Source organism: Corynebacterium sp. HMSC08D02 (assembly GCF_001807505.1).
GTDB lineage: Bacteria > Actinomycetota > Actinomycetes > Mycobacteriales > Mycobacteriaceae > Corynebacterium > Corynebacterium pseudogenitalium.
In genome coordinates this window covers 86778-111386 of record NZ_KV789255.1, presented here as the reverse complement: position 1 = coordinate 111386, position 24609 = coordinate 86778, and the positions used below count along the sequence as shown (strand labels likewise).

The following is a 24609-nucleotide window of genomic DNA, read 5'->3' as shown; positions in this document are numbered from 1 at the left end:
GCTATCCGGCAACCTTTATCGCAAGGAGTACGCCAATGAGCGGCGATGAACAACACCAAGCCACCAGCGATGGTGGCCTGCAGCGCAAGGTGAAAAACCGCCAGCTGCAGATGATCGCATTCGGTTCCTGTATCGGAACTGGCCTGTTTCTTGGTTCTGCGGAATCCATTAGCTATGCGGGCCCAGCGGTCCTGCTCACGTTTTTGGTTGTCGGGTTCATCGTCTATCTGCTGATGCGCATGCTCGGCGAGATGGCAGTAGCGCATCCTGTCTCAGGCTCGTTCGCGGCCTATGCTCGCGAGTTTATCGGCCCGCGCGCCGGGTTTATCACGGGATGGAATTGGTGGTTTACCACCATCGTGGTGGGCATGATTGAGCTCACCGCGATGGGCACTTTCCTCGACTTCTGGTTCCCTGACATCCCGCACTGGCTCACTGCGCTTGTCACGCTTATCGTTGTGATGCTTGTGAACGCAGCACGCGTGAGCGTGTTCGCAGAGGCCGAGTACTGGCTCTCACTGTTTAAGGTCATTGCGCTGATCCTGATGATCATTCTGGGCGTTGTGCTGGTGCTTGGTCTTGGGCCGGAACCAGCAGTCGGTTTTGGCAACCTCTTTGTCCACGGCGGATTCTTCCCGAATGGTGCATCTGGTGTGCTGTTCTCCCTGGTAGCGGTGACCTTTACATTCGGCGGCATCATGTCGATCGGCACGGCAGCTGGCGAGACAGAGCACCCGGAGAAGACGATCCCACGCGCAGTGAACTCTGTTATTTGGCGCATTTTGGTCTTCTACATCGGTGGCATGAGCGTCATCTTGCTGCTCGCGCCGTGGGACGAACAGGATATTTCCGCCAGCCCGTTCGTCAGGGTGCTCTCCTCTGTGGGAATCGACAGCGCCGCCCACTTGCTCAACCTTGTTATTTTGGTAGCGGTTGCGTCAGTGTGTAACACAATGACGTACTCGGGAAGCCGTATGCTGCGCGATCTCGCGCGCAATGGCCAGGCGTCCTCATTTTTCGCAGCAACGACCAAAAAGGGGTTGCCGCTTCGCGCTCTGCTGTTCAACGGTTCGCTGATGGGCATTGTGGTCTTCATGAACTACTTCTTTGAGGGTCGTGTGTTCGCCATCCTGCTTGCCATCATCGTCGGCTCCGAGCTGATTACTTGGGCTGCTGTGTGCTTCGCGCACCTGAACTTCCGGAAGACGCACCCCGATGTGTCGTTCCGCGCTCCGTGGTACCCAGTGGCAAACTGGATCTGTGCAGGGTTCTTCATCCTGGTGCTGGTCCTGATGGCGTTCCTGCCTGATTACCGCACCGGCCTGTTCGCTCTGATCGGCTGGGTGATCGCGCTTTCAATCATTTGGGCGTTGAAGCCGAAGTCGCGCGCCTAAAATTTTCTATTCTCTACTCAAGGAGTATCCGAGTTGATTCGCAAAGATCTCGATAGCCTTCCGTCCTACGTCCCCGGCCAGAGGAACGAGCGTGCGGTGAAACTTTCCTCCAATGAGATTGCTGAGGGCCCACTGTCCGCAGTAGAGGAGGCGATGGCACAATCACTGCGGTCGGTGAACCGCTACCCGGACATGGGTGCGATGCAACTGCGCGAGGCGATTGCTGCCTCGCTCGGCGTGCGGTCGGAGCAGGTCGCTGTCGGCACCGGGTCTTCAGCGCTGTGCCAGCAGCTGGTTACCATGACCTCGCAGCCGGGCAACGAGGTCGTCTTCCCATGGCGGTCGTTCGAGGCGTACCCGATTTTCGCTCAGATCGCGGGAGCTACGCCGGTTGCAGTGCCATTGACGGCTGACCACCGGATGGATTTGCCAGCGATGGCGGATGCAATTACCCCACGAACTTCCCTGGTGTTTGTGTGCAACCCGAATAACCCGACGGGCACCACAATCACGGAGCGCGAGTGGGCTGACTTCATGGCCCGCGTCCCTCAAGACGTTATCGTCGCGCTGGACGAGGCCTACTTCGAATACAACGCAGCCACCGACTCCCCGCGCGGTGTCGATGAAATTCAGGTGTATCCCAACGTTGTGTGCCTTAGGACCTTTTCCAAGGCGTATGGGCTGGCCGGAGCGCGCGTTGGCTACGCGTTCGGCCAGGAGGAGACGATCGATGCGCTGAATAAGGTCGCCGTTCCGTTTAGTGTGAGCTCGGTGGCACAGGTCGGTGCGCTTGCTTCCTTGTCTTCACAAGACGAGCTCCACGACCGCGTCGCCCGGACGCGCGCGCAGCGTGAGCGGCTGCAGGAGTTCTTCGCTGCATACGGAACTCCCCACTCCGAGGCGAATTTCGTGTGGGTTCCGGCAGAGAGTTTGAACGAATCACCGCAGGAGTTGGCGGCGCAGCTTGCTTCGCACGGGGTGCTTGTTCGCGCCTTTGATGAAGGCATCCGTATTACGGTGACAAACGAGGAAGAAACCAATGCGTGCACTGCCGCCTGGCGGGCGCTTGACAATGGTGGGCGTCGAAACCTAAGCTAGCTGGGTCTCGGCGAGGGCTGATTTTGGCCGTTATCGACGCGATATGTATCTCAGACTTTGGCCTGTGATCACTCGACGAGCAATTTGTCCGTTCAGTGGTCACAGGTTTTTTGTGGCCCAATTACAAAAGGAGTCACAAACATGGCTATTACCCCAGTTGTTGTCCCAGGTCAGAAGCGCGAAGAGTTCGGCAAGGGCGCTGCACGTCGCCTGCGTCGCGACGGCCGTATCCCGGGCGTTCTCTACGAAGCTGGCATCGACAACATCCACTTCTCTGTCGACCGCATCGAGATGACCTCCATCGTGCGCAACGAGGGCGTCAACGCCATTGTTGAGCTGGAGCTCGACGGCGAGAAGCTGCTCGCGATGGTCAAGCACATCGACCAGAACGTGATCACCCTCGATATCGACCACATCGACCTGCTCGGCATTAAGCGCGGCGAGAAGGTTGTCGTCGAGGTCCCTGTTGTCACTGTCGGCGAGGCTCACCCAGACGCAGTCGTCCTGGTCGAGTCCGACCTGATCGAGATCGAGATCGACGCTCTGAACATCCCGGACGAGATCGAGGTCAACATCGATGGCAAGGAGATCGGCGACCTCATCACCGCTGCCGACGTCACGCTGCCTGAGGGCGCTGAGCTGGTGTCCGCTCCGGATCACCTGCTGGTGAACTTCACCTACGAGCAGGTTGACGAGGATCTCGAGGCTGCAGCTGAGGAAGCTGAAGAGGGCGGCGCTGAAGCTGGCGCAGAGTCCACTGAGGAAGCTGAGTAATCCTCCCGCTGCGTTTCACAACGTTTCGACGCCCCGTTCCACATGCGAGCGGGGCGTTTTGCCATCTGTGCCTATGATGTGGGAATGACTGCTTCACCTATCATCGTCGTGGGCCTTGGAAACCCTGGCCCGAAATATGAGGGAACGCGCCATAACGTAGGCGTGTCTGTTATTGAGGAGCTCGCGGGCCGAGCAACGATGTCGCCGGCGACGCTTGCGCTGCACAAGCGCACGAATACCCAGGTTGCGGAACTCGCCGCAGGCAGGCTTCTGGCGGACCGTCGAGTGGTCCTGGCACGAACGCAAAGCTACATGAACGTGTCTGGCGGCCCGGTCAAGGCACTGCTTGACTACTTCGACGCCTCCCCCGCGGACCTTTACGTGGTCCACGACGAGCTTGACCTTCCGCTGGGAGAGGTGAAGCTACGCACCGGCGGGGGCGACCACGGGCATAACGGGCTGAAGTCAGTGACCCAGTCGCTGTCGAAGCTGAAAAACGGCAAGAACTACAACAAGCTTGCGGTCGGGATTGGGCGCCCGCCGGGCAAGATGCCGCCGGCGGACTTTGTGCTGCGCCAGTTCGCGGCGAAAGAGCAGATCGATGTCGCGATTGCTGTTGCCGATGCGGCCGACGCGTTCATCGCCCACGCGCAGGGTTAAACAGGGTTAACGGGTACCTGCCATCCACGCTTCCACGGCCGCCGCGGGCCCCGTAGGCAAGGTGCCTCGGCGGGCACCGACTAGGCAGTAGTCATTGCTCGAGGTCATGGGGCGCAGGTAGGGGTAGAGTGGCGGCAGATCGGGGTGTTCGTCTGTGAACGCGCTCTGGATACCCCTGGCGACCCGTCCGCTGAACGCCCTGCTGGCAATCGTCGACCGATCGCTTTGGAGAAGCTCTCGGTTGCGCAGGCTCGTTCCGGCTTCGTCCGTCATGAGGAATATGCTGCCGCAGGATACCGCCGTGGCGCCTGCTTCAATGAGGCGATCGACGTCGTAGGGCGTGCGCGCTCCCCCAGCCGCGATGATTGGCACTCTGATGTCCTTGAGCACGCGGACAAGCTCCAGGGTGTCCCGCGGGTCGGGTGTCTCGTTCGGCGACCACGTTGCGCGGTGGCCTCCTGCAGAAATTCCTTGCACCACAAGTGCGTCAACGCCACGCGCGACGGCAACCTTCGCTTCTTCTTCGTTGGTGACGGTCGCCCAGGCCTGCGCGCCGGCGTTGTGTGCGCGTTGAATTTCGCGCTCGGAAAAACACCCAAACGTCGAGGAGACCACTGCAGGGCCAGCCTCGAGCGCAATCGCAAACTTATCCTCGAAGCCACAGCTCAAGTCAACATCCGGCACCTCCACCCCAAGTTCCGCGGCCAGCGCGCGGACGTCACGCTGATCGGGCGCAATCCGCTGTGGCATGAAGAAGTTCACGCCAAAGTTGCCGGTGACCTCCGCAAGTTCTTCGCGGGCCTGCGAGACGCTGCAGGTCCCAAACGCGAGGAACCCAAACGTCACGGCGTTGACAAGGGCCGGCGTGGAGGGTCCTCCCGCCATCGGAGCCGCAATAATCTTCGGTAGCTGCATACCCATACGCTAACGGCTCCCACCGTGAGAATCGAGAGGTTCTGCCTTACACTAGCCTCCGTGTTGAACTTCTTCCGCCGCTTCAAGCGCGCCAACCCCGCCCCTGAGAACATCGACTGGCTCGTAGTTGGGCTGGGCAACCCTGGTACCGAGTACGAGCGGACGCGACACAACGTCGGCTACCTCGTTGTGGATGCGCTCGCGAAATCGCTTCCGGTCATCGCAGGTCGCGATTACTCGTTCGCGGTGAAGGACGGTGTGGCCTACGCCCGCGCGCACACCTACATGAACGAGTCTGGCAAGGCCATCGCTCCGCTCGCCGCGCGCTACAACCTTCCTCCGGAGCGGATCGTGATCGTCCACGACGAGCTGGACCTGCCTCCGGGCAAGGTTCGTTTGAAGCAGGGCGGCAACGAGAACGGCCACAACGGGTTGAAGTCGCTCACGCAGGAGCTCGGGACGCGCGACTACGTGCGGGTGCGCGTCGGCATCGGCAGGCCGCCGAAAGGAAGCGGCATCGCTATCCCCGATTGGGTGCTTGCGGAATTCACAACCACCCCCACTGACGCAATCGCGTTAGCTGCCGATGCCGTCCACGCAATCACCAGCACCGGGCTCGCGCAAGCGCAAAACGAGATCCACCCGCGCAGCTAACCCGGCTCTCCTACTGGGAAGCGTGATGGTGACGCAAGAACTGTTCCAGCGCATTCAGCATCTTCGTCAGGTCTGTGTTCTTCTGCGGGCGCGGGGTGAGGGTGCCGTTGGTGGCGTCGTCGAAAAGTGAAAGGGCAACTTGGTTGCGCACGTCGAACATCGAAAAGTTTGCGACGATCTGCCGCCAGTGCTCCACCGCGCGAATCGCGCCGTCGGCACTGTATCCAACGAATGCGACGGGCTTCATGGCCCACTCGCCGCTGAGGCTGTCGTAGGCGTTCTTCATCGCGCCAGGCACGGAGTGATTGTGCTCAGGGGTAACGAAGATGTAGCCGTCGCAACTATCGACTGCGCGAGACCATGCGGTAACACGCTCATCGGCGTACTGTTTGTTCGCGCCTCCAGGTAGCGTCGCTGTGTCGAGCAGTGGGACTTGAAACTCCTGGAGATCAAGGATCTCGTAGGTGACGTCGGGGCTGTTCGCAGCAGCGTCAGCAACCCAGTGGGCAACTTGCTCGCCAAAGCGGCCTTGGCGAATGGATCCGAGCACGATTCCGACTTTCATCACAAACCTCACAGTGTTGCGTTACGTTGACCTAATTCTTTCCCAACCGCGGCGACTATAGCACCGCCGCTTCTCACCCTACCTGCCTCCGGTTGTCTATCTCCCCCGCCTTGCGACTACGCTTGAGCACTTATGAGCACGTCTACTGGTACCCGCGCAGAGGCCCACCGTCGCCGCACGTTCGCAGTCATTGCCCACCCCGATGCTGGTAAGTCAACGCTGACGGAGGCGCTCGCGCTGCACGCGCACGTTATTTCGGAAGCAGGTGCGGTGCACGGAAAGGGCAACCGCAAGTCGACGGTCTCCGACTGGATGGATATGGAAAAGGAGCGCGGCATTTCGGTCGCGTCCTCGGCGCTCCAGTTCGAGTACCTCCCCGAAGGCTCGGAGGCGACGACGCCCTACATGATCAACCTGGTTGATACGCCTGGTCACGCCGATTTCTCCGAAGATACCTACCGCGTGCTGTCCGCAGTCGATGCCGCTGTCATGCTTATCGACGCCGCCAAGGGCCTTGAGCCACAAACCCTCAAGCTCTTCCGCGTCTGCAAGGCGCGCGGCTTGCCGATCGTCACGGTGGTCAACAAGTGGGACCGCATCGGCCGCGAGCCGCTCGAGCTGGTGGACGAGATTGTCCAGGAGATCGACCTGCAGCCGACGCCGCTGTACTGGCCTGTCGGCGAGGCTGGCGACTTCCGTGGGCTCGCCCACATCAACGCTGACGGCGAGGCAGACAACTATATCCACTTCATCCGTACCGCCGGCGGGTCCACCATCGCGCCGGAGGAGCACTACTCCCCTGATGAGGCAGCTAACCGCGAGGGCGAGACCTGGGAGACCGCCGTCGAGGAAGCTGAGCTGCTTGCCGCCGACGGCGCTGTGCACGACCAGACGCTGTTCGAGCAGTGCGTGACCTCCCCCATCATCTTCGCCTCCGCGATGCTGAACTTCGGTGTCCATCAAATCCTGGACACGCTGTGCGCGATCGCGCCAGCTCCTCAGGGCCGTGACGCCGACCCCAAGGCCGTCGAGACTTCCACCACCGCGATGGATACTCACCGTGACCTCGACGACGACTTTTCCGGTGTGGTGTTCAAAGTGCAGGCAGGCATGGACAAACACCACCGCGACACCTTGGCGTTTATGCGAGTCATCTCCGGCGAGTTCGACCGCGGTATGCAGGTCACGCACGCCCAAAGTGGCCGTACGTTCTCCACCAAGTACGCGCTGACGGTCTTCGGGCGTAACCGCGACACCGTGGAAACCGCCTTCCCCGGCGACATCATCGGTTTGGTCAACGCCGGTTCGCTCGCGCCGGGCGACACCATCTACGCAGGCAAGAAGGTGCAATACCCGCCGATGCCGCAGTTCGCACCGGAACACTTCCAGACGCTGCGCGCTAAGTCTTTGGGCAAGTATAAGCAGTTCCGTAAGGCCCTCGACCAGCTGGATGCGGAAGGCGTTGTCCAGATCCTGCGCAACGACCTGCGCGGCGACGCTGCTCCGGTCATGGCGGCCGTCGGCCCGATGCAGTTCGAGGTCATGCAGGCTCGCATGGAGCTGGAGTACAACGTGGAAACAGTCACGGAACCAATCCCGTACTCGGTGGCCCGCCGGACTGACGCCGAGTCTGCGGAGGCGCTTGGACGCCAGCGCGGCGTCGAGATCTTTACGCGCTCCGACGGCGAGCTGATCGCTCTGTTCGGCGATAAGTGGCGCCTGGCCTTCATCCAGAAGGAGCACCCGAACCTGACGATGGAGCCGCTCGTCGCGGACTAGGCCTCCAGGTCCTTCTCGACGTCGTCATCCTCCTCCTGCGCTTTGAGCGTTGAGGCACTGCGGTCGATCCAGCGCTGCACTTTCAGCCGGAAGTCGACCGCTTTCGTGCTTCTCGGCGGGACCTGAATGATTGTTTTTGCGTCATAGCCGACCTGCAGCTGTTTCACGCGCAGCACTTCCGCGTCGATCTTGACGCCCTCGAGGAGCACGACATTCATCACCCAGACCAGCACAAGGACGGCGCCCACTGTGCCGAACGCCCCGTACGCGCTGGAGATCCCTATCGTGCCGATGAACCATGAGAAGCCAAGCCAAATAATGAAAATCGCCGTCAGCGCCATCGAGGACCCAAGGGTCAGCAGGCGGAACTTCTCCGGCCGAACGTTGGGCGAAACGAAGTAGAGGATGGAGATCAACGCGATCGCAGTCACGATAGTGACCGGGAAGCGGGCGTAGTCCCAGACCGGCAGGAAGATCTTTGTCAGGTAATCAACGGCCTCGGTCATCCCCAGTGGTTCCGCGATCGGCTGCAGCAGACCGTTCACGATTGACTCGCGCAAAAACGTGCCGACGATAATCACGATCACCCCGAGCACCATGACCAGCGTGGTGACCCACATCGTGAACCACGTGCGTACCAGGTTGCGCCCCTCCATGCGACCGTACATGACGTTCGCGTTCCGTGAAAAAGATCGCACGTACGCGGATGCGGAAAGGAGCGAGATCACAATCGATACCACCAGCGCAATCGTGCTCTGCGCCGGTGTGCCAATCACCGTCAGGAGGAAGCGCAGGGCCTCATCCTCCAGCGCTTCGGGCACATAGAGGGCGATGAAGTCGTCGATGATGTCGTTGACGGCGGCTTCATCACGCGGCAGCAGCAGCGTCGCGATCGAGTAGACCGCCAAAATCATCGGGGCGATAGACAACACGGCGTAGTAGGTCAGCGCAGCTGCGCGGTCAAGCATTGCGTCAACCGAGAAGTCCGCAATGACACGCTTAGCCACGTATATCCAGCCCTGTGGCGTGACCCGGTTATCTTTTGTGAACACGTCAGGCCCGTCGCTGTGCTGCGGCACGTGCACGAGTTCGCCGGGACCATAGGGCACGACGTAGTCTGTCGCCGGAGGCGATTCGCTGTGTTCCATGGCGTTTACCCTAGTACAGGGTATCGTGTGCACCATGAGCGTGTTGGGTCAGATCAAGAAATGGTTCGGGGCGGGCGCTGCTCCTGCACTCGCAGAGTACCCGACGGAGTATGAGCGTGTGGAGCTCCCGGTGCTCAAGGTCACGACTGCGGCGCTCTCTCCAGGTTCGGACGAACGATTGGTCGTCGTGACCTCTACACCGGCGGCACTCGCGGAGCTCCAGCGTATCGACGGCCCGCTCCAAATGATCTGCCCCGGCGCGCGCACCGTGACTTGGGTGCCCGTCAAAAAGCCCGCTGTTCCTGTACTCGACCCCAATGCTGGATGGGTCATCCCGCTGACCGCTGAGGCGCGTCAGGAAATCGCTTCGCTGCCGGCGACCGAAGGCGAGCTCGAGCTGCAGACCATGCACCTCGCGTTCATTCTCGAGTCTGTACAGTAAGCCCCATGGATTCCGTTTCCCAGCTCTCCACCAGTACGCAGGACTATCTCAAGTCACTCTGGGCGCTCACCGAATGGTCAGACACGAAGGTGACCACCAAGGTGCTGGCGGATTACATGGGGCTTCGGCTCTCGAGCGTGTCGGACGCCGTCAAGAAGCTTGCTCAGCATGGGTACGTACACCATAAGCCTTACGCGCCCATTACGCTGACGGAGGAAGGCCGCGCGCACGCCGTCGCGATGATTCGCCGTCACCGCCTCATCGAAACATTCCTCGTGGAAACGCTCGGATACTCGTGGGACCAGGTGCATGACGACGCCGAGGTCCTCGAGCACGCCGTTTCGGAATTCATGCTGCAGCGCCTCGACGCCCACCTCAACTACCCTTCCCGCGACCCACACGGCGACCCCATCCCCGCCGCCGACGGCACCGTGCCGCAATTCCACGCTGAGCCGCTGAGCACGATCGCCCCAGACAACGACGTCGTGGTCCAACGTGTCTCCGACGGTGACCCGAGTCTGCTGCAGTTCTTCGACACCTCCGGTATCACGGTGGGTACGCACTTGCGTACCCAGCAGGCAGCCCCGTTCTCTGACACCGTCGAAGTGCTTATCGACGGCCAGCAACCTCCACTTGCGCTCGGGAAACGCGCAGCGGACGCCGTGTGGGTGACCGCTGAGCCCGCCGTGCCCAGAGGGCGCAGCTGAGGAACTCGAGCCCGTAGATGACAGTCATCGTGGCGGAGGTGGGGGCGTCGAGAAGGTAGGCGACGCCGAAGCCTGCGACTGCCCCAACCGCAGCGAGCAGAACCGTCAGGGTCATCATGCGCGGTACCGTCGTGGCCAACTGTTTGGCTGCTGCCGCGGGGATGACCACCAGTGCAATGACCAGGATCGCCCCGACTGCGTTGAACGCTGCTGTGACGGTCAAGGACACCAGGAACATAAACGCGACGGACAGCATGCTCACTGGCACGCCGATGCTGCGTGCGAACTGGCCATCAAACGTGGACGCGAGCAGTTGCGGATACACAAGACCAATCGCGACCACGTTGAGCGCTAGCACCGCGAGCATGATGTAGAGATACACCGGTCCCAGCTGCGCCCCGCCAACAGTAAGCTGATTCCACGCAGCCAGGTTCAAGTCGCCGACGAGCACCGCGTGTGTATCCAGGTGGACGTTCGAGAAGTGGGAGGTAATCAGGATGACGCCCACGCTGAACAGTGCCGGGAAGATGAGGCCCTGCGGGGCGTCTCCAGTCACGAGTCCCGAATCCCCGAGCCACTGTGCGCCGAGGACCACCGCCACACCGGCCAGCGCCGCGCACACGATCACCACCGGTGAGTTCAGGTTGTTCGTAAACAAGTACCCCAGGGCAATGCCCGGCAAGATCGCATGCCCGATAGCATCTATGAGCATGGAGTGCTTCCGCAGCACAACGAATGCTCCCGGCACTGCGCATGCGCACGCCGTGACCACCGCGAGCAAAAGTGTTCCGACGATGAAACTCACGACGCTACCTCCGCCGAAACTGTTGTTTCCAGCCGGGCACGCAGCGCTGCCGTCGCTCGCCGCTGCGAACGGGCCCGGGCGATGACGCTTCGCTTCGGGGCGAAGATGAACGACACCAGAAACACCGCGAACAGGACAAGCACGATAACGGGGCCGGTCGGCACGTTGCCAAGCGCGATGGACAAGTAGGATCCAGCACCACTGCCGACGGCTCCAAACACGCCCGCGAGCACGACCATCGCTGGCACCGTTTGCACCCACTGGCGCGCCGCGGCAGGCGGAGTTACGACGAATGCCACCATCAACACCAACCCGACAGATTTGACGCCGATCACCGTCGCAAGCGCGATCGTCATGAACATCACCGTGTCGATGACCCTCGGGCGAAACCCAAGCATCGTGGACTGCACGGGGTCGAAGGAGCGCAGCTCGAACTCCTTAAACAACACGCACATCACGCAGACCGCGAGCAACCCGACGATGATGCTGATTCGCAGGTCCGCCCTGGTAATCACGGATGCGTTGCCGAACAGGTAGTCCTGAATACCACCTTTGCCTGGGAACGGATTGCTCGTGATCACGTCCAGCAACAGCATCCCGAACCCGAAGAAGAACGACAAGCTGATCGCCATCGCCGCGTCAATCGACGTCCGCGTCCGGGCAGTAATCGTGTTCGCCACCATCACCGCGCACGTACCAGTGACTACGGCTCCAACCAGCAGCGCAACCATGTTACGGCCGTCGACTCCCAGCCCGACGCACAGCAAAAACGCCAGCAACGTGCCTGGTAGTGCGGAGTGCGAAATCACATCACTGGTCAGCGACTGCTTGCGCAGGTACGCGAACGTCCCAAGCATCCCTGCCACTGCGCCAATGATGGTGGTCCCCCAAAACACCATGGCATAGGTGTGGTTCGCAAAGAACGCACCAAGGCTTATCGACGTCCCCATCACAGCACACCCAACAATCTCATCGAGTCCGCGCCTAACCCGTACGCCTGCGCAATCGTTTCCGGCGTAAACGTGGAGGAGACTGGCCCCGATGCAATCACTGTCTTATCCAGCAGCGTCACCGCATCGCAGTACGTCGGCACTGTCGAAAGGTCGTGGTGCACCATCACGATTGTTGTGCCATTCTCGCGCATGGTGCGGAGCACGTCGATAATTGTCGCCTCACTTTTCGCGTCAATGCCTTGAAACGGCTCGTCGAGGAAGAACAAGTCCGGGTCCTGTACTAGCCCGCGTGCGAGAAAGACGCGCTGGCGCTGCCCGCCTGAGAGTGCGCCGATCTGGCGGCCAGCGAAATCCTGCATCCCTACGCGTTCCAAGGCTTCGTATGCGGCGGCGCGTTCGCGCTTCCCCGCCCTGCGGAACCAGCCCAGCTTCCCGTACGTACCCATCGTCACCACGTCGAGCACCGTCGTAGGAAAGTCCCAGTCGACGCTCGCGTGTTGTGGCATGTACCCCACGCGGTGGCGCACTGCCTTGAGCGGCTGGCCGAAGAACTCGGTCTCCCCGGTCAGCGTCGGGATAAGCCCCAGCATCGCCTTGATCAGTGTTGACTTGCCGGCACCATTCGGCCCGACGATCCCCATGATGGCGCCCTCGGGGAACCGCACATTCACCTGTTCCAGGACCGGATCGAGGTGGTAGGCAACGGAAAGATTATGCGTCGCGCACGCAAACGTCTGCGTAGTCATGGGTTACTTGCCCCCGAGCGCTGCAGCAACTGCTTCAGCGTTATGCAGGAACGCCCCGATGTAGGTATCCGTTGGCGCGGTGGGGCCGAGGGTGTCGGCGAAGAGCTCCTCGTCAGAAATGGCGACATCCCACCCGCGGGCGTGCACAGCCTCCTGCAGGCTCTTAATTGCCTGCGGGTTCGCCTGATTGTCCTGGAAGATCGTCGGCACCTTGTTGTCCGCGATGAGATCCGCAAGGTCCGAAAGTTCCGACGCCGACAGCTTCGCCTCTGTGGAAACAAAGTCCGTCGCGTACACATCCAACCCGTAGGTCTTGCCGAAGTAGTTGAAGGCATCGTGGCCGGTGATCAAGATGCGTGGCCCAGTGATGTTCGCCAGCATGGTTGCAGCCTTTTCGTTCGCATCCGCGATTTCCGCCTGGTATTTCGCGGCGTTCTCGTGGTACTCATCGGACTTCGAAGGGTCGACCTCTGCAAGCTTGTTTGCGACCTCGCCGACAACCAGGCTCCACGCCTCTGGACTGTTCCATACGTGCGGGTCATGCAGAGGGTTGCCCTCAGCATCGGTTTCTGGCCAGTCAAGCAGCAGATTGTTCGGCAGCTTGTCTCCTACTGCCAGCTGGCGGTCCCCGAGGCTCTCCAGCTGCTTGATCATCTGAGCTTCGAGGTGCAGGCCGTTCCAGAACACCACATCGGAGGACTGAATCTTGTCGATGTCCTTCGTTGAGGGCTGGTAGGTGTGCGGGTCCCCGCCCGGGCCAACCATCGTGGTGACCTCCGCCTCAGGCGCAATGTTGGCGATGGCATCCGCGAGGTAACCCGTGGTTGCGTAGACCTGCAGCGCACCGTCGGCGTTGATGCCGTCCTGTGTCGCCTGGTTGTCCTCGGTAGACGAGCAGCCTGCGAGCCCTACGCCCAAGGCAAGCGCGCATGCAGTGAGGATCCTGGATGTGCGTGACATGAAGTGTTTCCTTTCAAACTAAGGTGTACCTCACCAACTCTAAAGTTCGCCCTACCGAACTTGCAACTTATTATGTGCAAACTCACACGAAGATATGGTTGAGCTGCACAAATAGAGAAAGGCCCCGCGGGAGAATTCCCACGGGGCCTTTGTAGAGAGAAGTTTAGAACTTCAGAAGACCTGATGCCCATGCCGCAGCGTAGACCGCCGCCAACACACCGCCGACTGCAGCGATAATGCCGACGATCATCCCCACGTTGTCGGACGCGGACGACTTGTCCGACTGGCCCGTGTTCACACCAGTATCGGTCGGTGGCGCCTGAGGCTTCGGCGTCTCAACGTCAATGCGGTCCGGCTCCTCCGGTGCCTGACGCCCAGCCTTCGGGTCCAGAATCCGGCGCGCAGATTCCTTCAGGCGGTCACTAGCGGTTGGATCCTTCTCGATCTCCTTGCGGATGCGCTCCATCTCTTCCGCCGTGTAGTCAAGAACGGAAACCTGGTACTCCTCCTTGAATACCTCGTCGCCTTCGGCGTTAACGATGCGGATCTCAAGCGGCATCGTCGAGTCCCGCAGCGAGGTTGCATTCTTGATCGGGATTTCAACACGTGCAGAAGGTTCCGCACCGCTGGCGTTAATCTGGCCAGGAACAGTGACTTCGATTGGCTCCGCACCCGTGATCGTCGGGTATTTGGCGTACACCGTGAACTTGTGCAGATCCAGACCGAGGTTGCGGATCTCACCAGTCAGTACGTCGGTTGAACGGTTCGTCACCACCGCCGCATCTTCACCACCGGCCAGACGGAAACCGGCCTTTCCAGGGTTCTGATCTGCAGCAATGATTTCTAGCTCGCGAGCAGAAATATTGTGGCTTGGCTCCGGAATGGCGTCGGTGCCAACGGTGCCTTCACCTGAGCCAATGTATTTGCCCTTGAGGTTCAGGTTGTCCCAGTCCGCTGGCACGGAGTACTTGCCCTCGTAGCAGACGACGCCGTCCTGTTCGCACTTCTCCTTCGGGTACCTCTTGTCGGTCTTGGGGACCGATTCATAGGCCTGGTCGGAGTAGTCGAAGTGCGACCACTGGTAGAGGTAGTTCATGACCGACTTGTACGTCGGCAAATACGCCTCGGTATCCACCGGGTTCGTCGACAGTGCGCCATTGTGGGTCAGGCCTAGGTTGTGGCCGAACTCGTGCAGGATGGTGTTTCGCAGCTGCTCTTGGTTGGTCACGTTCTCGTGGTAAGACACGTAAAACGCAGAGTCGTTGACCAGGCCGGTACCCGTCGACCAGTCGCCTTTCTCCATCTGGTCGCCGATAATGCCGACGCGGAACACCGACTCACGAGTACCGAGCAGCTCCTGGCGCTTTTGCCCTAGCTTGTCTCGCTTCGACATACCATCCGCGAAGTACAGCGGGGTGAAGTCCTCCGTTGGGCCACCGTGCCTGTTCTCGTAGTTAGGGATGGAGGTGTAGAGGTCACCAGCATCGATATGGAGACGAATCCCGTGCGCAGCGAACTTATCCTCCAGCTCCATCAGGGACTCACGGGAAGGCCGGTACACGTTCGCGTTCGCCTCAGCGCACTTCGCAAACTTCTCAAAGTCTTGGATGTTCGCGCCGAACTTATTCACCTCGTTGCAGTTCAGCGTCTCCCACTCAGACTTCATCCAGTTCAACTGCAGGAACAGATCTTTCTGTCCTACTTTCGCCCCCCACCTGTCGAGTGGAAGCTGGGTCCCGTCAGCAGCAGTGAACCCCACCTTCTCCCACTCATCCGGCAGCCCATCCTGGTCAGTGTCTTTCGCCGTGGGCTGCGTCTGGATGAAGATGTTCGCGGTAACCGACGCCGTCCCCTGAACTGGTAGTTCCTTGTTCCACGCCGCGTACTGGTAGCCGGCGCCGTCTTCGGCAACTTCACCCACCCGGCTAGCTTCGCCAGACTCGATCGCGTGCCCCGCCGCCTTTGAGACGTCAGCACCACGGAAGTTCACCGAAACATCGTAGCCAGGTTTTTCGGCAGGACCGAAGTTAAACCTTCCGCCTCGGTAGGTACCTTGATACTGCGCATACTTTGGCACGGCAGAGAACATCTCAATGTCAATCTTGCGGTCACGCTTCGACTTGTTCGTAGCCTCGACCGTCACGTCCATCGAATTTGTGCCGATCTCAATCGTGCGCGTGATCTGGATTTCGGTGTTCGCATCGTAGTGCGTCAGGATGACCTTGTAACCGATCTCGTTTTCTTCAACGTCAGACTTCGTCTCAGTCGGGAGGAACGCCACCTGTCGCCCGTCGACGGTCAGGACAGTCTGCAGGCTGCTTTCGAGCAAACCGCCGACCGACTGCGGATTCTGGAACGTCGTGTTCAGCTTCGACCCGTACGCCAGGTTCGAAGTAGCAAAGCCTTCAGTCTTCGAATCATTCTCGATCCAGACGCCGCCGGGATTCTTTTGAACGCCAGCCTCAGCGATGGGCTGCACCCCACCGAAGGCAAGGCCTGCGCACAGCGCGATAGCAAGAGCTCGTTTCATCTTCACTTTTCTCGTCCTTTATCCCGAAACGTTAAATCCGGCGTTCTTCAACGCATGCGTCACCGCGTTAAACGGCGGAACATGCTTGTTACTGTCCCACAACCAGAAGAGTAAGACACCAAGGCCCTCAGCGGCGATCATGAACGGCACGATCCACCACACGCGCTCCCAGTTCAGCTCCTTTTGCGTCGCTGTTTGCTTAGGCACAACGTGTAGGTCGACCAGCTGCTGTGAGCCATCTTCCCACGTCACAACAACAGGAACGTTAATCTCTTTTGGCTTCTGACTACGTGGCACCGTAGCTCGCACCTCGCCCGTTTCCGGGTTGATATCGACGTTCGCGTCCTGGTTCTTGTAGCTCTTTGGCAGCCCATAGTGGACGCCAGAGAACTGATCTTTCGGCTTGGCAAAGCCCTCTTGCACAGCGTAGTCGACTGTGTTCTTCCTAGCTAACGAGTTAGCAGTTGCCTTCAACTCGATGATTTGGTGCCCACCGGGGAAGTCAACGCGCAGCTTCGAGGTGTAGGTGCTGTCTGCCTCGGTATCTGCCGGAATCTTTGCAGTGACGCGGCCTGTCGCGCGGTCAATGGTGATCGGAATGCCACCGTCGTTTTCGATGGAGAACACGCTGCCGTAGACAGGATCGCCCTCTGGTTCAGCGGTGAACGCCTTACCAGGGGTCACGATTTGCTGTGCATAGCGCAGCTTGTGCGCCTCGAGTTCCTCCGGGCTGAGTTGGTTCACGATGTGCACAGGCAGTGTTACGTACTCCCTTGACCCATCCGTATAGCTGGCCAGGATGTGTAAGTTGTAATCCTTATCCTCGAAGCCTTCGGGAACCACAGCCTCGACGACCCCCGTGGCACTGTCGACGGCGACGTTCCATCCGCGGAGGTCAGCGTTCTTTCTAGCGTCCCAACGGAACTCGGTGCCAACGGGCAGCGGTTCGCGGGAGTTGAGATCTGCAACGAACTTTCCACCTGGCGCCACGCGGGCGTCATCATAGGAGATGTCCGTTACTGTCTTGAGCAGCGGAGGGATCACCTCAAAAGCGGCGTCCGTCTTCAGCTGGCTGCCGTCGGGCATCGTCACGGTCACCGGAATTTTGACGGTCTCCCCGACCTTGGTGCCCCTCGAAGCGATGTACTTGACCTCGCCGGTGTTCTTATCGATCGTAGCTTCTGGGTATGAAGTCTCAAACATCGTCCCACGAGGCACCGGCTGGTTAATGAAGTCGTAGCCGTCTTTACGCAGCGTCAAGCTCGGTGTGATGCTTGAACCGACAGAACCGGGACGAACGTAGCTGGTTGGATACTTGAAGGCGTATCGATCAGCGCCACTAGCTGATTCCTGCAACTCAATCCTGACGGCAAAGTCAGGTGCGTTCGAAGCGCGAATCTTGACGGTGTACACACCGGCCTTCGTCGTTTCGAGTGGTGCAACCTCCACCGTGCCGTCACGGTAGACAGTCACCCATTCAGGAGTCCCACCGATCTTTTCAAACTCGGTACCGGTCTCATTCTCCTCGTTTGGCATGACCACTTTGTGCTCACCTGGCTTCAAGTCAATCTTCGGCCACGTATAGAAAATGGTTTGCTCAGCAGGCAGCTTCAGCGAGGTGATGATGAACGTGTCTTCTTTGACGGTGATCCAACCCGAAACAAAGCGCGGTTTCTCCGGGTCCTTTCCGCCATAGATTTGGTAGCGGTACGAACCTGGGTCGACGATGAACGCAACTGCACCATTCTCGTTGGTGCGCGCAACGTGCGAAGTCTTCCCGTCCTGGCTCACGAACCGTACCTCGGTGTCCTGCAGTGGTGAACCATCGGTATCGAGGAAGAGGTACGAGCGCTTCGCTTTCCCTTCCGGAAGTTCCTCAAACCCCAGCGAGTTTGAAGTATCGACGGCAACTTCGTCGATCACTTCCGGAGAATCTTGCTCGGCATGGGCATATGTTGGAGCAATACCTGCGGACACAAGCATGATTGAAGTCGCCGCTGCGACCGCGAGCCCGGTTTTACACTTACCTCGACGCACTATTGCCTCTGCCTTACACTTCTTCGAATCACCCATACCGAAAGACGTACGCTTCTAACTTAGTGTATGAACGTCAATTTGCGAACTCCCAGCGCAAAACGTACACCCCCCAATAACTCATCATGCCCCAGGAACTGCCATGTGCAGCCTGGGGCATGGAAAGAAATGACTACTTCAGATCCTCCGGAACGGTCCGTGCGGGGTAAATGCGCGGGCGAACACCCGCGATCTCCTCAACAACTCGCACTACCTGGTGGGAGTAGCCATACTCATTGTCGTACCAGACGTAGAGCACGAGGTGCTTGCCGGCCGAAATCGTCGCCAACCCGTCAACGACACCAGCGTGCGTGGTACCAAGCAGATCTGTCGAGACAACCTCAGGCGACTGGATGTAGTCAATCTGCTGGCGCAGGTTAGAATCCGTCGAGACCTTACGGAGGAAGTTATTGACCTCATCCTTTGTCGTCTCGGTTTCGAGCTCAAGGTTGAGCACCGCCATAGAAACGTCAGGCGTTGGAACGCGGATCGCGTTGCCGGTCAGCTTGCCCTCGAACTCGGGAAGCGCCTTCGACACAGCCTTTGCGGCACCTGTTTCCGTCAGCACCATGTTGAGGCCAGCAGCGCGACCGCGGCGGTCCCCCTTGTGGAAGTTGTCGGCCAGGTTCTGGTCGTTCGTGTAGGAGTGCACTGTCTCAACGTGGCCGTGGACCACACCGTAGCGATCGTTGATGACCTTCAGCACCGGCGTAATACCGTTCGTGGTGCACGAAGCCGCGGACAGGATCTGGTCGCCGTCCGCAATGTCAGCATGGTTGATACCGTAGACGATGTTCTTAATATCACCCTTACCTGGAGCGGTCAGCAGAACGCGGGAGACACCCTTGGACTTCAGGTGCTGGCTCAGCCCAGCCTCATCGCGCCAGACACCGGTGTTATCAACGACGATCGCATCGTTGATGCCGTACTCGGTGTAATCGATGGATGCCGGGTCGTTCGCGTAGATCATCTGGATCGGCGTCCCGTTGGCCCAGATGACTTCCTTCTCGTGATCCACAGTGATAGTGCCGTCGAATGGGCCGTGCACCGAATCGCGGCGAAGCAACGATGCACGCTTGACGATGTCGTCGTCACCCTTCTTCCGCACGACGACGGCGCGCAGGCGCGCTCCCCCGTACATCGCCTCACGAGCAATCAGAATGCGAGCCAACAAGCGGCCGATGCGACCGAAACCATACAGCACAACATCGCGTGGCTCGAGCTCCGAGTCCGTATCTACGACGTCGGCAAGCGCCTCGTTCAAGTATGCCCGCAGATCGCTCGCGCCGGACTTCTTGTAGTCGCTGGCAAGACGGCCAAGGTCAATCGATGCCGTGCCGAGGTTCATCTGAACAAGCTCACGAAGCACCGGCAACGTGTCCTCGAGCGGAAGCTCCTTCTCCACAATGCGACGCGCGTACCGGTGCGCCTTAATAATGTCGATGTCCGTCACGCCTACCAGCAGTCGGCCAAAAATCGAGGTGACAACGTTGTTTTCACGGTGAAGCTGGCTGATGAGCGGAAGCATTTCCTGGGCCAGGGTCAGCTTGTGATTCCAGTCCTGTTGGTGCGTTGTATTCGTAGGCGTAGACACAGTCATCCTCTTCATGCGGTAATTGAACAATTGGGAAACGTTTGCCTTGGGGGTACATGACACAGCTGCCGTACCCCCAATACAGGAATTATCGTAGCGCGTATTGGTCCATCTTTGTTACAAATACTCCAGCTAAACCATCCCACACCGCGAGATATGGTTACATCAGTCGCCTTAGGTGGGCTTTGTAGTGCAACGCCACGTAAACCCACACCCCACCCCCAAAACACACCCCCGGTGCTGGATGGCGGTATTTGTCCAACGTGGCGTCGACAAGCTGGCGCGAAACTACCTTCGGTACCCTGTGCACGTACATCAACGCATTGGAGGAAACGAATCTATGCCTTGCCCGAAGATCATCGCCCTCGACATGGACGGCACCCTGCTCGACGAACACGGGCGCATTCCCGACGCCTTCTGGGAGCTCCTTCGCCTTGCCGACGACCGCGAAGTCCTGGTCACGCCGGCATCGGGACGCCAGCTCGCGACGCTTCGTGACATGTTCACCACTCATCAGCCTCACACGTTCATCGCGGAGAACGGTTCCGTTGTCTTCCACGACGGCCGCATAATCGACGTGACTGCCATGCCGGAGCAGCCAGTACGCGAGTTTCTACGCGCGTTTGAAACAGCGCCGTTTTCGGCGTCGGCAGTGCTGTGCACTCCCGAGCAGTCCTACTCACTGCGCGGTGCATCCAAGGAAGTCGAGCAGGAGATTGCAAAGTACTATCACGCCAACACAAACGTGGATTCGCTTGTCGACGTCCCCTTCGAACAACCCGTGAAAGTCGCACTCTACGTGGACGGTGATGCAGAGCGTGACGCGCTGGCGTGGGTGCAGGCGCACGCGCCTGGACTACACCACGTAGTTAGTGGCCAGCACTGGATCGACATCATGAGCCCAGAGGCAGACAAGGGCAAGGCGCTGCTGGCGATCGCGGACGCCTTGGGCGTGCCTCAGGAGGCAACTGCCGCGATCGGTGATTTCCTGAACGATCACACAATACTCCAGGCGGCTGGAACAGCGGTTGCGATGGGCAACGCCCACCCGGACCTTAAGAAGGTGGCAGACGAGGTCATCGGAACCAACGCTGAGCATGCAGCAGTGCATCGACTTGCTACATGGCTCAGTGAGCAATAGCGCTTACTTTGCGGACTTGCGCTCCGCAATAGCTCGCTCAAGCTCAGCTTGGCGCTCTTCGAACTCCTGGACTTTCGCCTTCATCTGCGCCATGAGTTCTTCGTGGTGCTTACGGCCGAGCTCGAGGCGTTCCTCAAGCTCGGCCAGTTCCTTCGCGCGTTGTGATTCATCTAGGGTCATGCCCCTATTGTGGCAAATTTTCCGCGCCGAAGCGAAGCACTACTTCCCTTTCGCTAGAAACGACTCCGCGTTCGCAGATTCCCAGTCCTCGCGCCAGTTCTCCGGGACGTCGCCGTCGACAAGCTGACCGTCGCGAAGCCACTCGTAGCGCTCGCGGTACGTCTGGGGTTTCCCGTAGTCGTCGTTGCAGCGAATCATCTCGGGGCGCAGGTCCTTCGGATCTTGCACTCCCATCGCGGCCATGAGGCGCAGCGCTGACGAAACGGTGGCCTTCTGGTACCGCATCACGCGCATTGATTTGTCCTCGACATCCAGGCCACGCTCACGCCACGGGTCTTGCGTCGCGACACCAGCCGGGCACGTACCGAGGTGGCACTCCATTGCCTGCACGCAGCCGACGGCCATCATCATCGCGCGGGCGCTCAGCAGGAAGTCCGCGCCCTGCACCATGCGACGCACCAAGTCGTTGCCGGCGGCGATCTTGCCGGCAGCACCGATCTTGATCTTGTCGCGAAGGCCGCAGCCCACCAGCGCATTATTCACGAACGTCAGGCCCTCTGTGAGTGGCAGGCCCACGTGGTCCTCAAACTCCTTCGGCGCCGAGCCAGTACCGCCCTCGGAACCGTCGACCACGATGAAGTCAGGCAGAATGCCAGTCTCGAGCATGGCCTTGCACACCGAGAGGAATTCCCGACGAGAGCCTATGCACAGTTTGAATCCAACCGGCTTCCCCCCGGAGAGGGTACGCATCTGGTCGATGAAGTGCAGGAGGCCGATTGGGGTATCAAATTCAGAGTGCGCACCTGGGGACGTGAACGCCTTCCCCTCCTCGATCCCGCGAATTTCAGCAACTTCCTTCGTCGCCTTCGCGGCTGGCAGCTCACCGCCCAAACCAGGCTTCGCTCCCTGTGAGAGCTTGAGCAGCGTCATCTTCACCTGTGGCCGCTTTGCCTTCTCTGCGAAGGTATCTGCATCAAATCCCCCCATCGGGGTGCGTGCGCCGAAGTACCCGGTGCCGATTTCCCACACCAGGTCACCGCCGTACTTTTCGTGGTGCGGGGACAGACCGCCTTCACCGGTGTCCTGGTAGAACCCGCCCAACTTGGCTCCCTTGTTCATCGCTTCGACGGCGCGCCCAGACAACGAGCCGAAGCTCATAGCGGAGATGTTCAGCAATGCTGCACTGTACGGCTGGGAGCACTGCGGGCCTCCAATCAGCACGCGCGGCGACTCCGCAGGCATATCTACGGGGCGCATCGAATGCACCAGGGAGCGGTGTCCCTGCTCGTAGACGTTTTCTTGCGTACCGAACGCAGTGGTCGAAGTCTGCCCTTTCGCGCGCGAGTAGATGAGACTACGAGTGCGGCGGTCGAATGGGCGGCCGTCCCAGTCACGCTCAATAAAGTACTGCTGAAGCTCCGGTCGAATCTTCTCGAGTGCCCACCGCGCACGCCCCAAGACTGGGTAAATTCTTCGAATGGAGTGTTTCTTCTGAGTCAGATCCACAGCTGCAACAGTTCCTACCCCCAACGCTGCCGCGATCGACGCTGTTGCTGCCCAGTTGCGCTTGCCTGCCATGATGCTCCTTAGACTAAGTGGCGTGTAGAAAAGCGTTCCTGTGTTCACCGTACGCAAAAAAATAACAAAACAAACTCCAGCCACACTTCATGTGGTGTTTCCCCCTTTCGTTCAACCACCATTGGGGAACTCTCGTTAGGGTGGGGCCATGATTGACTTTTCCCGCCCCGCAAACATCGTCGCGCCGAAACTACTCGGGTGCACACTCACTCATGGCGGGGTCAGCATCGTATTGACCGAGGTCGAGGCATACCTCGGCGAGGAAGACGCCGCCGCGCACACCTATCGCGGCAAAACGGCACGAAACGCTGCGATGTTTGGCCCTCCCGGACGTTTCTACGTGTATCTTTCGTACGGCATTCACCACAACGTCAACATTGTGTGCGCACCGGAGGGCATCGGCCAGGGATGCCTACTGCGCGGAGGCAGGGTCATCGAAGGCCACGATATCGCCTATCGACGCCGCCAAAAACCCGACCGCCTTCCCATCGAAGAAGACAACCTGGCGCGTGGTCCCGGAAACCTGGGCGAAGCGTTGGGGTTTGAACTCACCGACAACCATAAATCCGTCTCTTTGACCGCACCTACCGCTCCCCCGGAGTGGGTTTGTGGCCCCCGTATTGGCATCTCGAAGAATGCTGATGCCCCCTGGCGATTCTGGATCCCCGGAGACAAAACTGTTTCCACGCCACGCGGTTATAAAACGAGCAATAAATACAAGGCATAAATCCTAAACTTTTGGGCGATTTTCTTTAGGCAAGCCTTGCCTTACTATTGGTGCGTCAGCTTGGAGCGCTCGCTCCCCACCTACGCACGATCGGAGTCACCGATGACCCTCATCGCCCCTACACAGATGCCACTGTCCGTCGCCCTGAAGGAGCAGACCACAGCCGCACACGCAAGTGCCGAGACCTCCCGCTTCATGTCTAACCTCAGCGGAGGTCAGCTCAGCGCAACAGCCGTCGCCGAGCTCACCGTGCAGTACTTCCACATCTATTCCGCACTCGAAGCCGCGGTGCGCCGCACAGCCACTCACCATGCCGTAGCCCAGATCGCCGACCCGAGACTTGAGCGGGTAGACGCAATCTCCGCCGACCTCACAGCGCTACTCGGCGCGGATTGGCAAAATCACCATCACCCACTCGAGGCAACGTCACGCTACGTTGCCGAACTCAACGCACTCACCCCCAACAACGGCCCCGAGGTGATAGCACACCACTACGTTCGCTACCTCGGCGACATCGCTGGTGGTCAGGCGCTTGCCCGGGTATTTCGCCGCGAATACAACCTCGGCGATAACGCCCTCAACTTCTACGACTTTTCCGCGATTGGGAAAATCCCGCCATATCGTGCGCAATACAAAGCATCCCTGGACGCCATGCAACTGAGCGACGACGAACGCACCCAACTCATCGAGACAGCAAAGCACGTCTTCACGCTGAATGAAGCGGTGTTCCAGGAGCTCACATCACGACTCGACTAGCCCTCGACGCTTGGCGTCACTGCTGTCGAGATACGCAAACACACCCCACACGGCACTTGCCGCCACAAAGGCGGCAAGCACGCCCCCGGTAAGGGTGTAGCGCTCAGGCACGGCGAACAACACCACCAGCGAGACTGCAACCACCCCAGCCCACACCACACCAACGAGAAACCCGGAGCGACGACCTCCGCGCGGTGATGCCTGGTAACGACGTCGCGACGGCAGCGCAGCCAGCGCAAAAACTAGTGCAACCAACCCCAAGCAGGCCAAGGAGCTTACCCACAGATTTCCGGCGCTCACACCAAAGACCACTACGCCAGCAATTACAGCCGACAGTGCACGCTCCCACGGCGCGAACCGCCCTTGAGACACCTCTGAGACGACTGGAATGAGCTCGGTTACAGGCTCCTGGTCCACTACCACAACAACA

The 24609-nt window shown here is 59.7% G+C and carries 24 protein-coding genes; 11 read left to right on the top strand and 13 right to left on the bottom strand.

Annotated elements, in window-relative coordinates:
• The first annotated feature begins 35 nt into the window (after nt 1–35).
• The 4 genes from HMPREF3170_RS09480 (at nt 36) to pth (HMPREF3170_RS09465) (ending at nt 3926) form a co-directional block, all read left to right on the top strand.
• Nucleotides 36–1394, top strand: a complete 1359-nt coding sequence (locus tag HMPREF3170_RS09480) for an amino acid permease (protein ID WP_070479314.1) — start codon at nt 36–38, stop codon at nt 1392–1394.
• Nucleotides 1395–1427: 33 nt separating this feature from the next.
• Nucleotides 1428–2492 (top strand): histidinol-phosphate transaminase, encoded by a 1065-nt coding sequence (gene hisC, locus HMPREF3170_RS09475; protein WP_070479312.1) that lies wholly within the window; start codon nt 1428–1430, stop codon nt 2490–2492.
• 141 nt (nt 2493–2633) lie between these two features.
• Complete coding sequence (locus HMPREF3170_RS09470) at nt 2634–3266, top strand: 50S ribosomal protein L25/general stress protein Ctc (RefSeq protein WP_070362778.1); 633 nt, start codon at nt 2634–2636, stop codon at nt 3264–3266.
• Between the two features lie 84 nt (nt 3267–3350).
• Entirely contained in the window at nt 3351–3926 is a 576-nt protein-coding gene (gene pth / locus HMPREF3170_RS09465; protein ID WP_070479311.1) for an aminoacyl-tRNA hydrolase, read from the top strand.
• Nucleotides 3927–3932: 6 nt separating this feature from the next.
• On the opposite strand, the gene HMPREF3170_RS09460 is transcribed toward pth (HMPREF3170_RS09465), so the two are convergent.
• Nucleotides 3933–4847 carry a nitronate monooxygenase gene (locus HMPREF3170_RS09460; protein WP_070479309.1) on the bottom strand — a complete coding sequence of 305 codons (915 nt, stop codon included), beginning with the start codon at nt 4845–4847 and terminating at the stop codon, nt 3933–3935.
• 54 nt (nt 4848–4901) lie between these two features.
• Between HMPREF3170_RS09460 and pth (HMPREF3170_RS09455) the strand changes: the two genes are divergently transcribed.
• Nucleotides 4902–5495 carry an aminoacyl-tRNA hydrolase gene (pth, locus tag HMPREF3170_RS09455; protein ID WP_083290960.1) on the top strand — a complete coding sequence of 198 codons (594 nt, stop codon included), beginning with the start codon at nt 4902–4904 and terminating at the stop codon, nt 5493–5495.
• 10 nt (nt 5496–5505) lie between these two features.
• Here pth (HMPREF3170_RS09455) and HMPREF3170_RS09450 read toward each other — a convergent pair whose 3' ends face one another.
• Nucleotides 5506–6060, bottom strand: coding sequence for an NADPH-dependent FMN reductase (locus HMPREF3170_RS09450; protein ID WP_070362782.1), 555 nt, complete (start codon nt 6058–6060; stop codon nt 5506–5508).
• 132 nt (nt 6061–6192) lie between these two features.
• On the opposite strand from HMPREF3170_RS09450, the gene HMPREF3170_RS09445 reads away from it, so the two are divergent.
• Complete coding sequence (locus tag HMPREF3170_RS09445) at nt 6193–7839, top strand: peptide chain release factor 3 (protein ID WP_070479305.1); 1647 nt, start codon at nt 6193–6195, stop codon at nt 7837–7839.
• On the opposite strand, the gene HMPREF3170_RS09440 is transcribed toward HMPREF3170_RS09445, so the two are convergent.
• Entirely contained in the window at nt 7836–8987 is a 1152-nt protein-coding gene (locus HMPREF3170_RS09440) for a YihY/virulence factor BrkB family protein (protein WP_070479303.1), read from the bottom strand. The genes HMPREF3170_RS09445 and HMPREF3170_RS09440 overlap by 4 nt on opposite strands.
• Here HMPREF3170_RS09440 and HMPREF3170_RS09435 point away from each other — a divergent pair.
• Together HMPREF3170_RS09435 and HMPREF3170_RS11385 are read left to right on the top strand one after the other, a co-directional pair.
• Nucleotides 8986–9429, top strand: coding sequence for a hypothetical protein (locus HMPREF3170_RS09435; RefSeq protein ID WP_070479302.1), 444 nt, complete (start codon nt 8986–8988; stop codon nt 9427–9429). The two genes, HMPREF3170_RS09440 and HMPREF3170_RS09435, sit on opposite strands and share 2 nt — an antisense overlap.
• A 5-nt stretch (nt 9430–9434) precedes the next feature.
• A complete protein-coding gene (locus tag HMPREF3170_RS11385; RefSeq protein WP_083290959.1) occupies nt 9435–10136 on the top strand; it encodes a metal-dependent transcriptional regulator in 702 nt (233 codons plus the stop codon).
• Here HMPREF3170_RS11385 and HMPREF3170_RS09425 read toward each other — a convergent pair.
• The 7 genes from HMPREF3170_RS09425 to HMPREF3170_RS09395 form a co-directional block, all read right to left on the bottom strand.
• Nucleotides 10039–10941 carry a metal ABC transporter permease gene (locus HMPREF3170_RS09425; protein WP_070362787.1) on the bottom strand — a complete coding sequence of 301 codons (903 nt, stop codon included), beginning with the start codon at nt 10939–10941 and terminating at the stop codon, nt 10039–10041. The two genes, HMPREF3170_RS11385 and HMPREF3170_RS09425, sit on opposite strands and share 98 nt — an antisense overlap.
• A complete protein-coding gene (locus tag HMPREF3170_RS09420; protein WP_070362788.1) occupies nt 10938–11891 on the bottom strand; it encodes a metal ABC transporter permease in 954 nt (317 codons plus the stop codon). The genes HMPREF3170_RS09425 and HMPREF3170_RS09420 overlap by 4 nt, the downstream gene beginning before the upstream one ends.
• Nucleotides 11891–12640, bottom strand: a complete 750-nt coding sequence (locus tag HMPREF3170_RS09415) for a metal ABC transporter ATP-binding protein (RefSeq protein ID WP_070362789.1) — start codon at nt 12638–12640, stop codon at nt 11891–11893. The genes HMPREF3170_RS09420 and HMPREF3170_RS09415 overlap by 1 nt, the downstream gene beginning before the upstream one ends.
• Before the next feature lie 3 nt (nt 12641–12643).
• The gene (locus HMPREF3170_RS09410) at nt 12644–13600 is read right to left on the bottom strand and encodes a metal ABC transporter substrate-binding protein (RefSeq protein ID WP_070362790.1); all 957 of its coding nucleotides are present in this window, start codon (nt 13598–13600) and stop codon (nt 12644–12646) included.
• Nucleotides 13601–13763: 163 nt separating this feature from the next.
• Complete coding sequence (locus HMPREF3170_RS09405) at nt 13764–16130, bottom strand: zinc metalloprotease (protein WP_070479299.1); 2367 nt, start codon at nt 16128–16130, stop codon at nt 13764–13766.
• An 18-nt stretch (nt 16131–16148) separates the two neighbouring features.
• Nucleotides 16149–18203, bottom strand: a complete 2055-nt coding sequence (locus HMPREF3170_RS09400; protein WP_141742268.1) for a Rib/alpha-like domain-containing protein — start codon at nt 18201–18203, stop codon at nt 16149–16151.
• 133 nt (nt 18204–18336) lie between these two features.
• Nucleotides 18337–19797, bottom strand: coding sequence for a glyceraldehyde-3-phosphate dehydrogenase (locus HMPREF3170_RS09395; protein ID WP_256007874.1), 1461 nt, complete (start codon nt 19795–19797; stop codon nt 18337–18339).
• Between the two features lie 340 nt (nt 19798–20137).
• Here HMPREF3170_RS09395 and HMPREF3170_RS09390 point away from each other — a divergent pair, with 340 nt between their 5' ends.
• On the top strand, nt 20138–20938 hold the full coding sequence (locus HMPREF3170_RS09390; protein WP_070479295.1) for an HAD family hydrolase: 801 nt from the start codon (nt 20138–20140) through the stop codon (nt 20936–20938).
• Nucleotides 20939–20941: 3 nt separating this feature from the next.
• Here HMPREF3170_RS09390 and HMPREF3170_RS11765 read toward each other — a convergent pair whose 3' ends face one another.
• Nucleotides 20942–21118 carry a hypothetical protein gene (locus tag HMPREF3170_RS11765; protein ID WP_168156190.1) on the bottom strand — a complete coding sequence of 59 codons (177 nt, stop codon included), beginning with the start codon at nt 21116–21118 and terminating at the stop codon, nt 20942–20944.
• A gap of 39 nt (nt 21119–21157) precedes the next feature.
• Complete coding sequence (locus tag HMPREF3170_RS09385) at nt 21158–22696, bottom strand: FMN-binding glutamate synthase family protein (protein WP_070479293.1); 1539 nt, start codon at nt 22694–22696, stop codon at nt 21158–21160.
• A 148-nt stretch (nt 22697–22844) separates the two neighbouring features.
• On the opposite strand from HMPREF3170_RS09385, the gene HMPREF3170_RS09380 reads away from it, so the two are divergent.
• Together HMPREF3170_RS09380 and HMPREF3170_RS09375 are read left to right on the top strand one after the other, a co-directional pair.
• Complete coding sequence (locus HMPREF3170_RS09380) at nt 22845–23423, top strand: DNA-3-methyladenine glycosylase (RefSeq protein ID WP_070479291.1); 579 nt, start codon at nt 22845–22847, stop codon at nt 23421–23423.
• 102 nt (nt 23424–23525) lie between these two features.
• Entirely contained in the window at nt 23526–24179 is a 654-nt protein-coding gene (locus HMPREF3170_RS09375; protein ID WP_070479290.1) for a biliverdin-producing heme oxygenase, read from the top strand.
• Here HMPREF3170_RS09375 and HMPREF3170_RS09370 read toward each other — a convergent pair.
• Nucleotides 24165–24602 carry a hypothetical protein gene (locus HMPREF3170_RS09370; protein WP_070362797.1) on the bottom strand — a complete coding sequence of 146 codons (438 nt, stop codon included), beginning with the start codon at nt 24600–24602 and terminating at the stop codon, nt 24165–24167. The genes HMPREF3170_RS09375 and HMPREF3170_RS09370 overlap by 15 nt on opposite strands.
• Between the last annotated feature and the right edge of the window lie 7 nt (nt 24603–24609).

Bases quoted from the DNA above. Each gene is read 5' to 3' on its own strand.
- HMPREF3170_RS09480 (WP_070479314.1), top strand. From the start codon at position 36: ATGAGCGGCGATGAACAACACCAAGCCACCAGCGATGGTGGCCTGCAG.
- HMPREF3170_RS09470 (WP_070362778.1), top strand. From the start codon at position 2,634: ATGGCTATTACCCCAGTTGTTGTCCCAGGTCAGAAGCGCGAAGAGTTC.
- pth (WP_070479311.1), top strand. From the start codon at position 3,351: ATGACTGCTTCACCTATCATCGTCGTGGGCCTTGGAAACCCTGGCCCG.
- HMPREF3170_RS09460 (WP_070479309.1), bottom strand. From the start codon at position 4,847: ATGGGTATGCAGCTACCGAAGATTATTGCGGCTCCGATGGCGGGAGGA.
- HMPREF3170_RS09450 (WP_070362782.1), bottom strand. From the start codon at position 6,060: ATGAAAGTCGGAATCGTGCTCGGATCCATTCGCCAAGGCCGCTTTGGC.
- HMPREF3170_RS09445 (WP_070479305.1), top strand. From the start codon at position 6,193: ATGAGCACGTCTACTGGTACCCGCGCAGAGGCCCACCGTCGCCGCACG.
- HMPREF3170_RS09435 (WP_070479302.1), top strand. From the start codon at position 8,986: ATGGCGTTTACCCTAGTACAGGGTATCGTGTGCACCATGAGCGTGTTG.
- HMPREF3170_RS09440 (WP_070479303.1), bottom strand. From the start codon at position 8,987: ATGGAACACAGCGAATCGCCTCCGGCGACAGACTACGTCGTGCCCTAT.
- HMPREF3170_RS11385 (WP_083290959.1), top strand. From the start codon at position 9,435: ATGGATTCCGTTTCCCAGCTCTCCACCAGTACGCAGGACTATCTCAAG.
- HMPREF3170_RS09420 (WP_070362788.1), bottom strand. From the start codon at position 11,891: ATGGGGACGTCGATAAGCCTTGGTGCGTTCTTTGCGAACCACACCTAT.
- HMPREF3170_RS09415 (WP_070362789.1), bottom strand. From the start codon at position 12,640: ATGACTACGCAGACGTTTGCGTGCGCGACGCATAATCTTTCCGTTGCC.
- HMPREF3170_RS09410 (WP_070362790.1), bottom strand. From the start codon at position 13,600: ATGTCACGCACATCCAGGATCCTCACTGCATGCGCGCTTGCCTTGGGC.
- HMPREF3170_RS09405 (WP_070479299.1), bottom strand. From the start codon at position 16,130: ATGAAACGAGCTCTTGCTATCGCGCTGTGCGCAGGCCTTGCCTTCGGT.
- HMPREF3170_RS09400 (WP_141742268.1), bottom strand. From the start codon at position 18,203: ATGGGTGATTCGAAGAAGTGTAAGGCAGAGGCAATAGTGCGTCGAGGT.
- HMPREF3170_RS09390 (WP_070479295.1), top strand. From the start codon at position 20,138: ATGCCTTGCCCGAAGATCATCGCCCTCGACATGGACGGCACCCTGCTC.
- HMPREF3170_RS11765 (WP_168156190.1), bottom strand. From the start codon at position 21,118: ATGACCCTAGATGAATCACAACGCGCGAAGGAACTGGCCGAGCTTGAG.
- HMPREF3170_RS09385 (WP_070479293.1), bottom strand. From the start codon at position 22,696: ATGGCAGGCAAGCGCAACTGGGCAGCAACAGCGTCGATCGCGGCAGCG.
- HMPREF3170_RS09380 (WP_070479291.1), top strand. From the start codon at position 22,845: ATGATTGACTTTTCCCGCCCCGCAAACATCGTCGCGCCGAAACTACTC.
- HMPREF3170_RS09375 (WP_070479290.1), top strand. From the start codon at position 23,526: ATGACCCTCATCGCCCCTACACAGATGCCACTGTCCGTCGCCCTGAAG.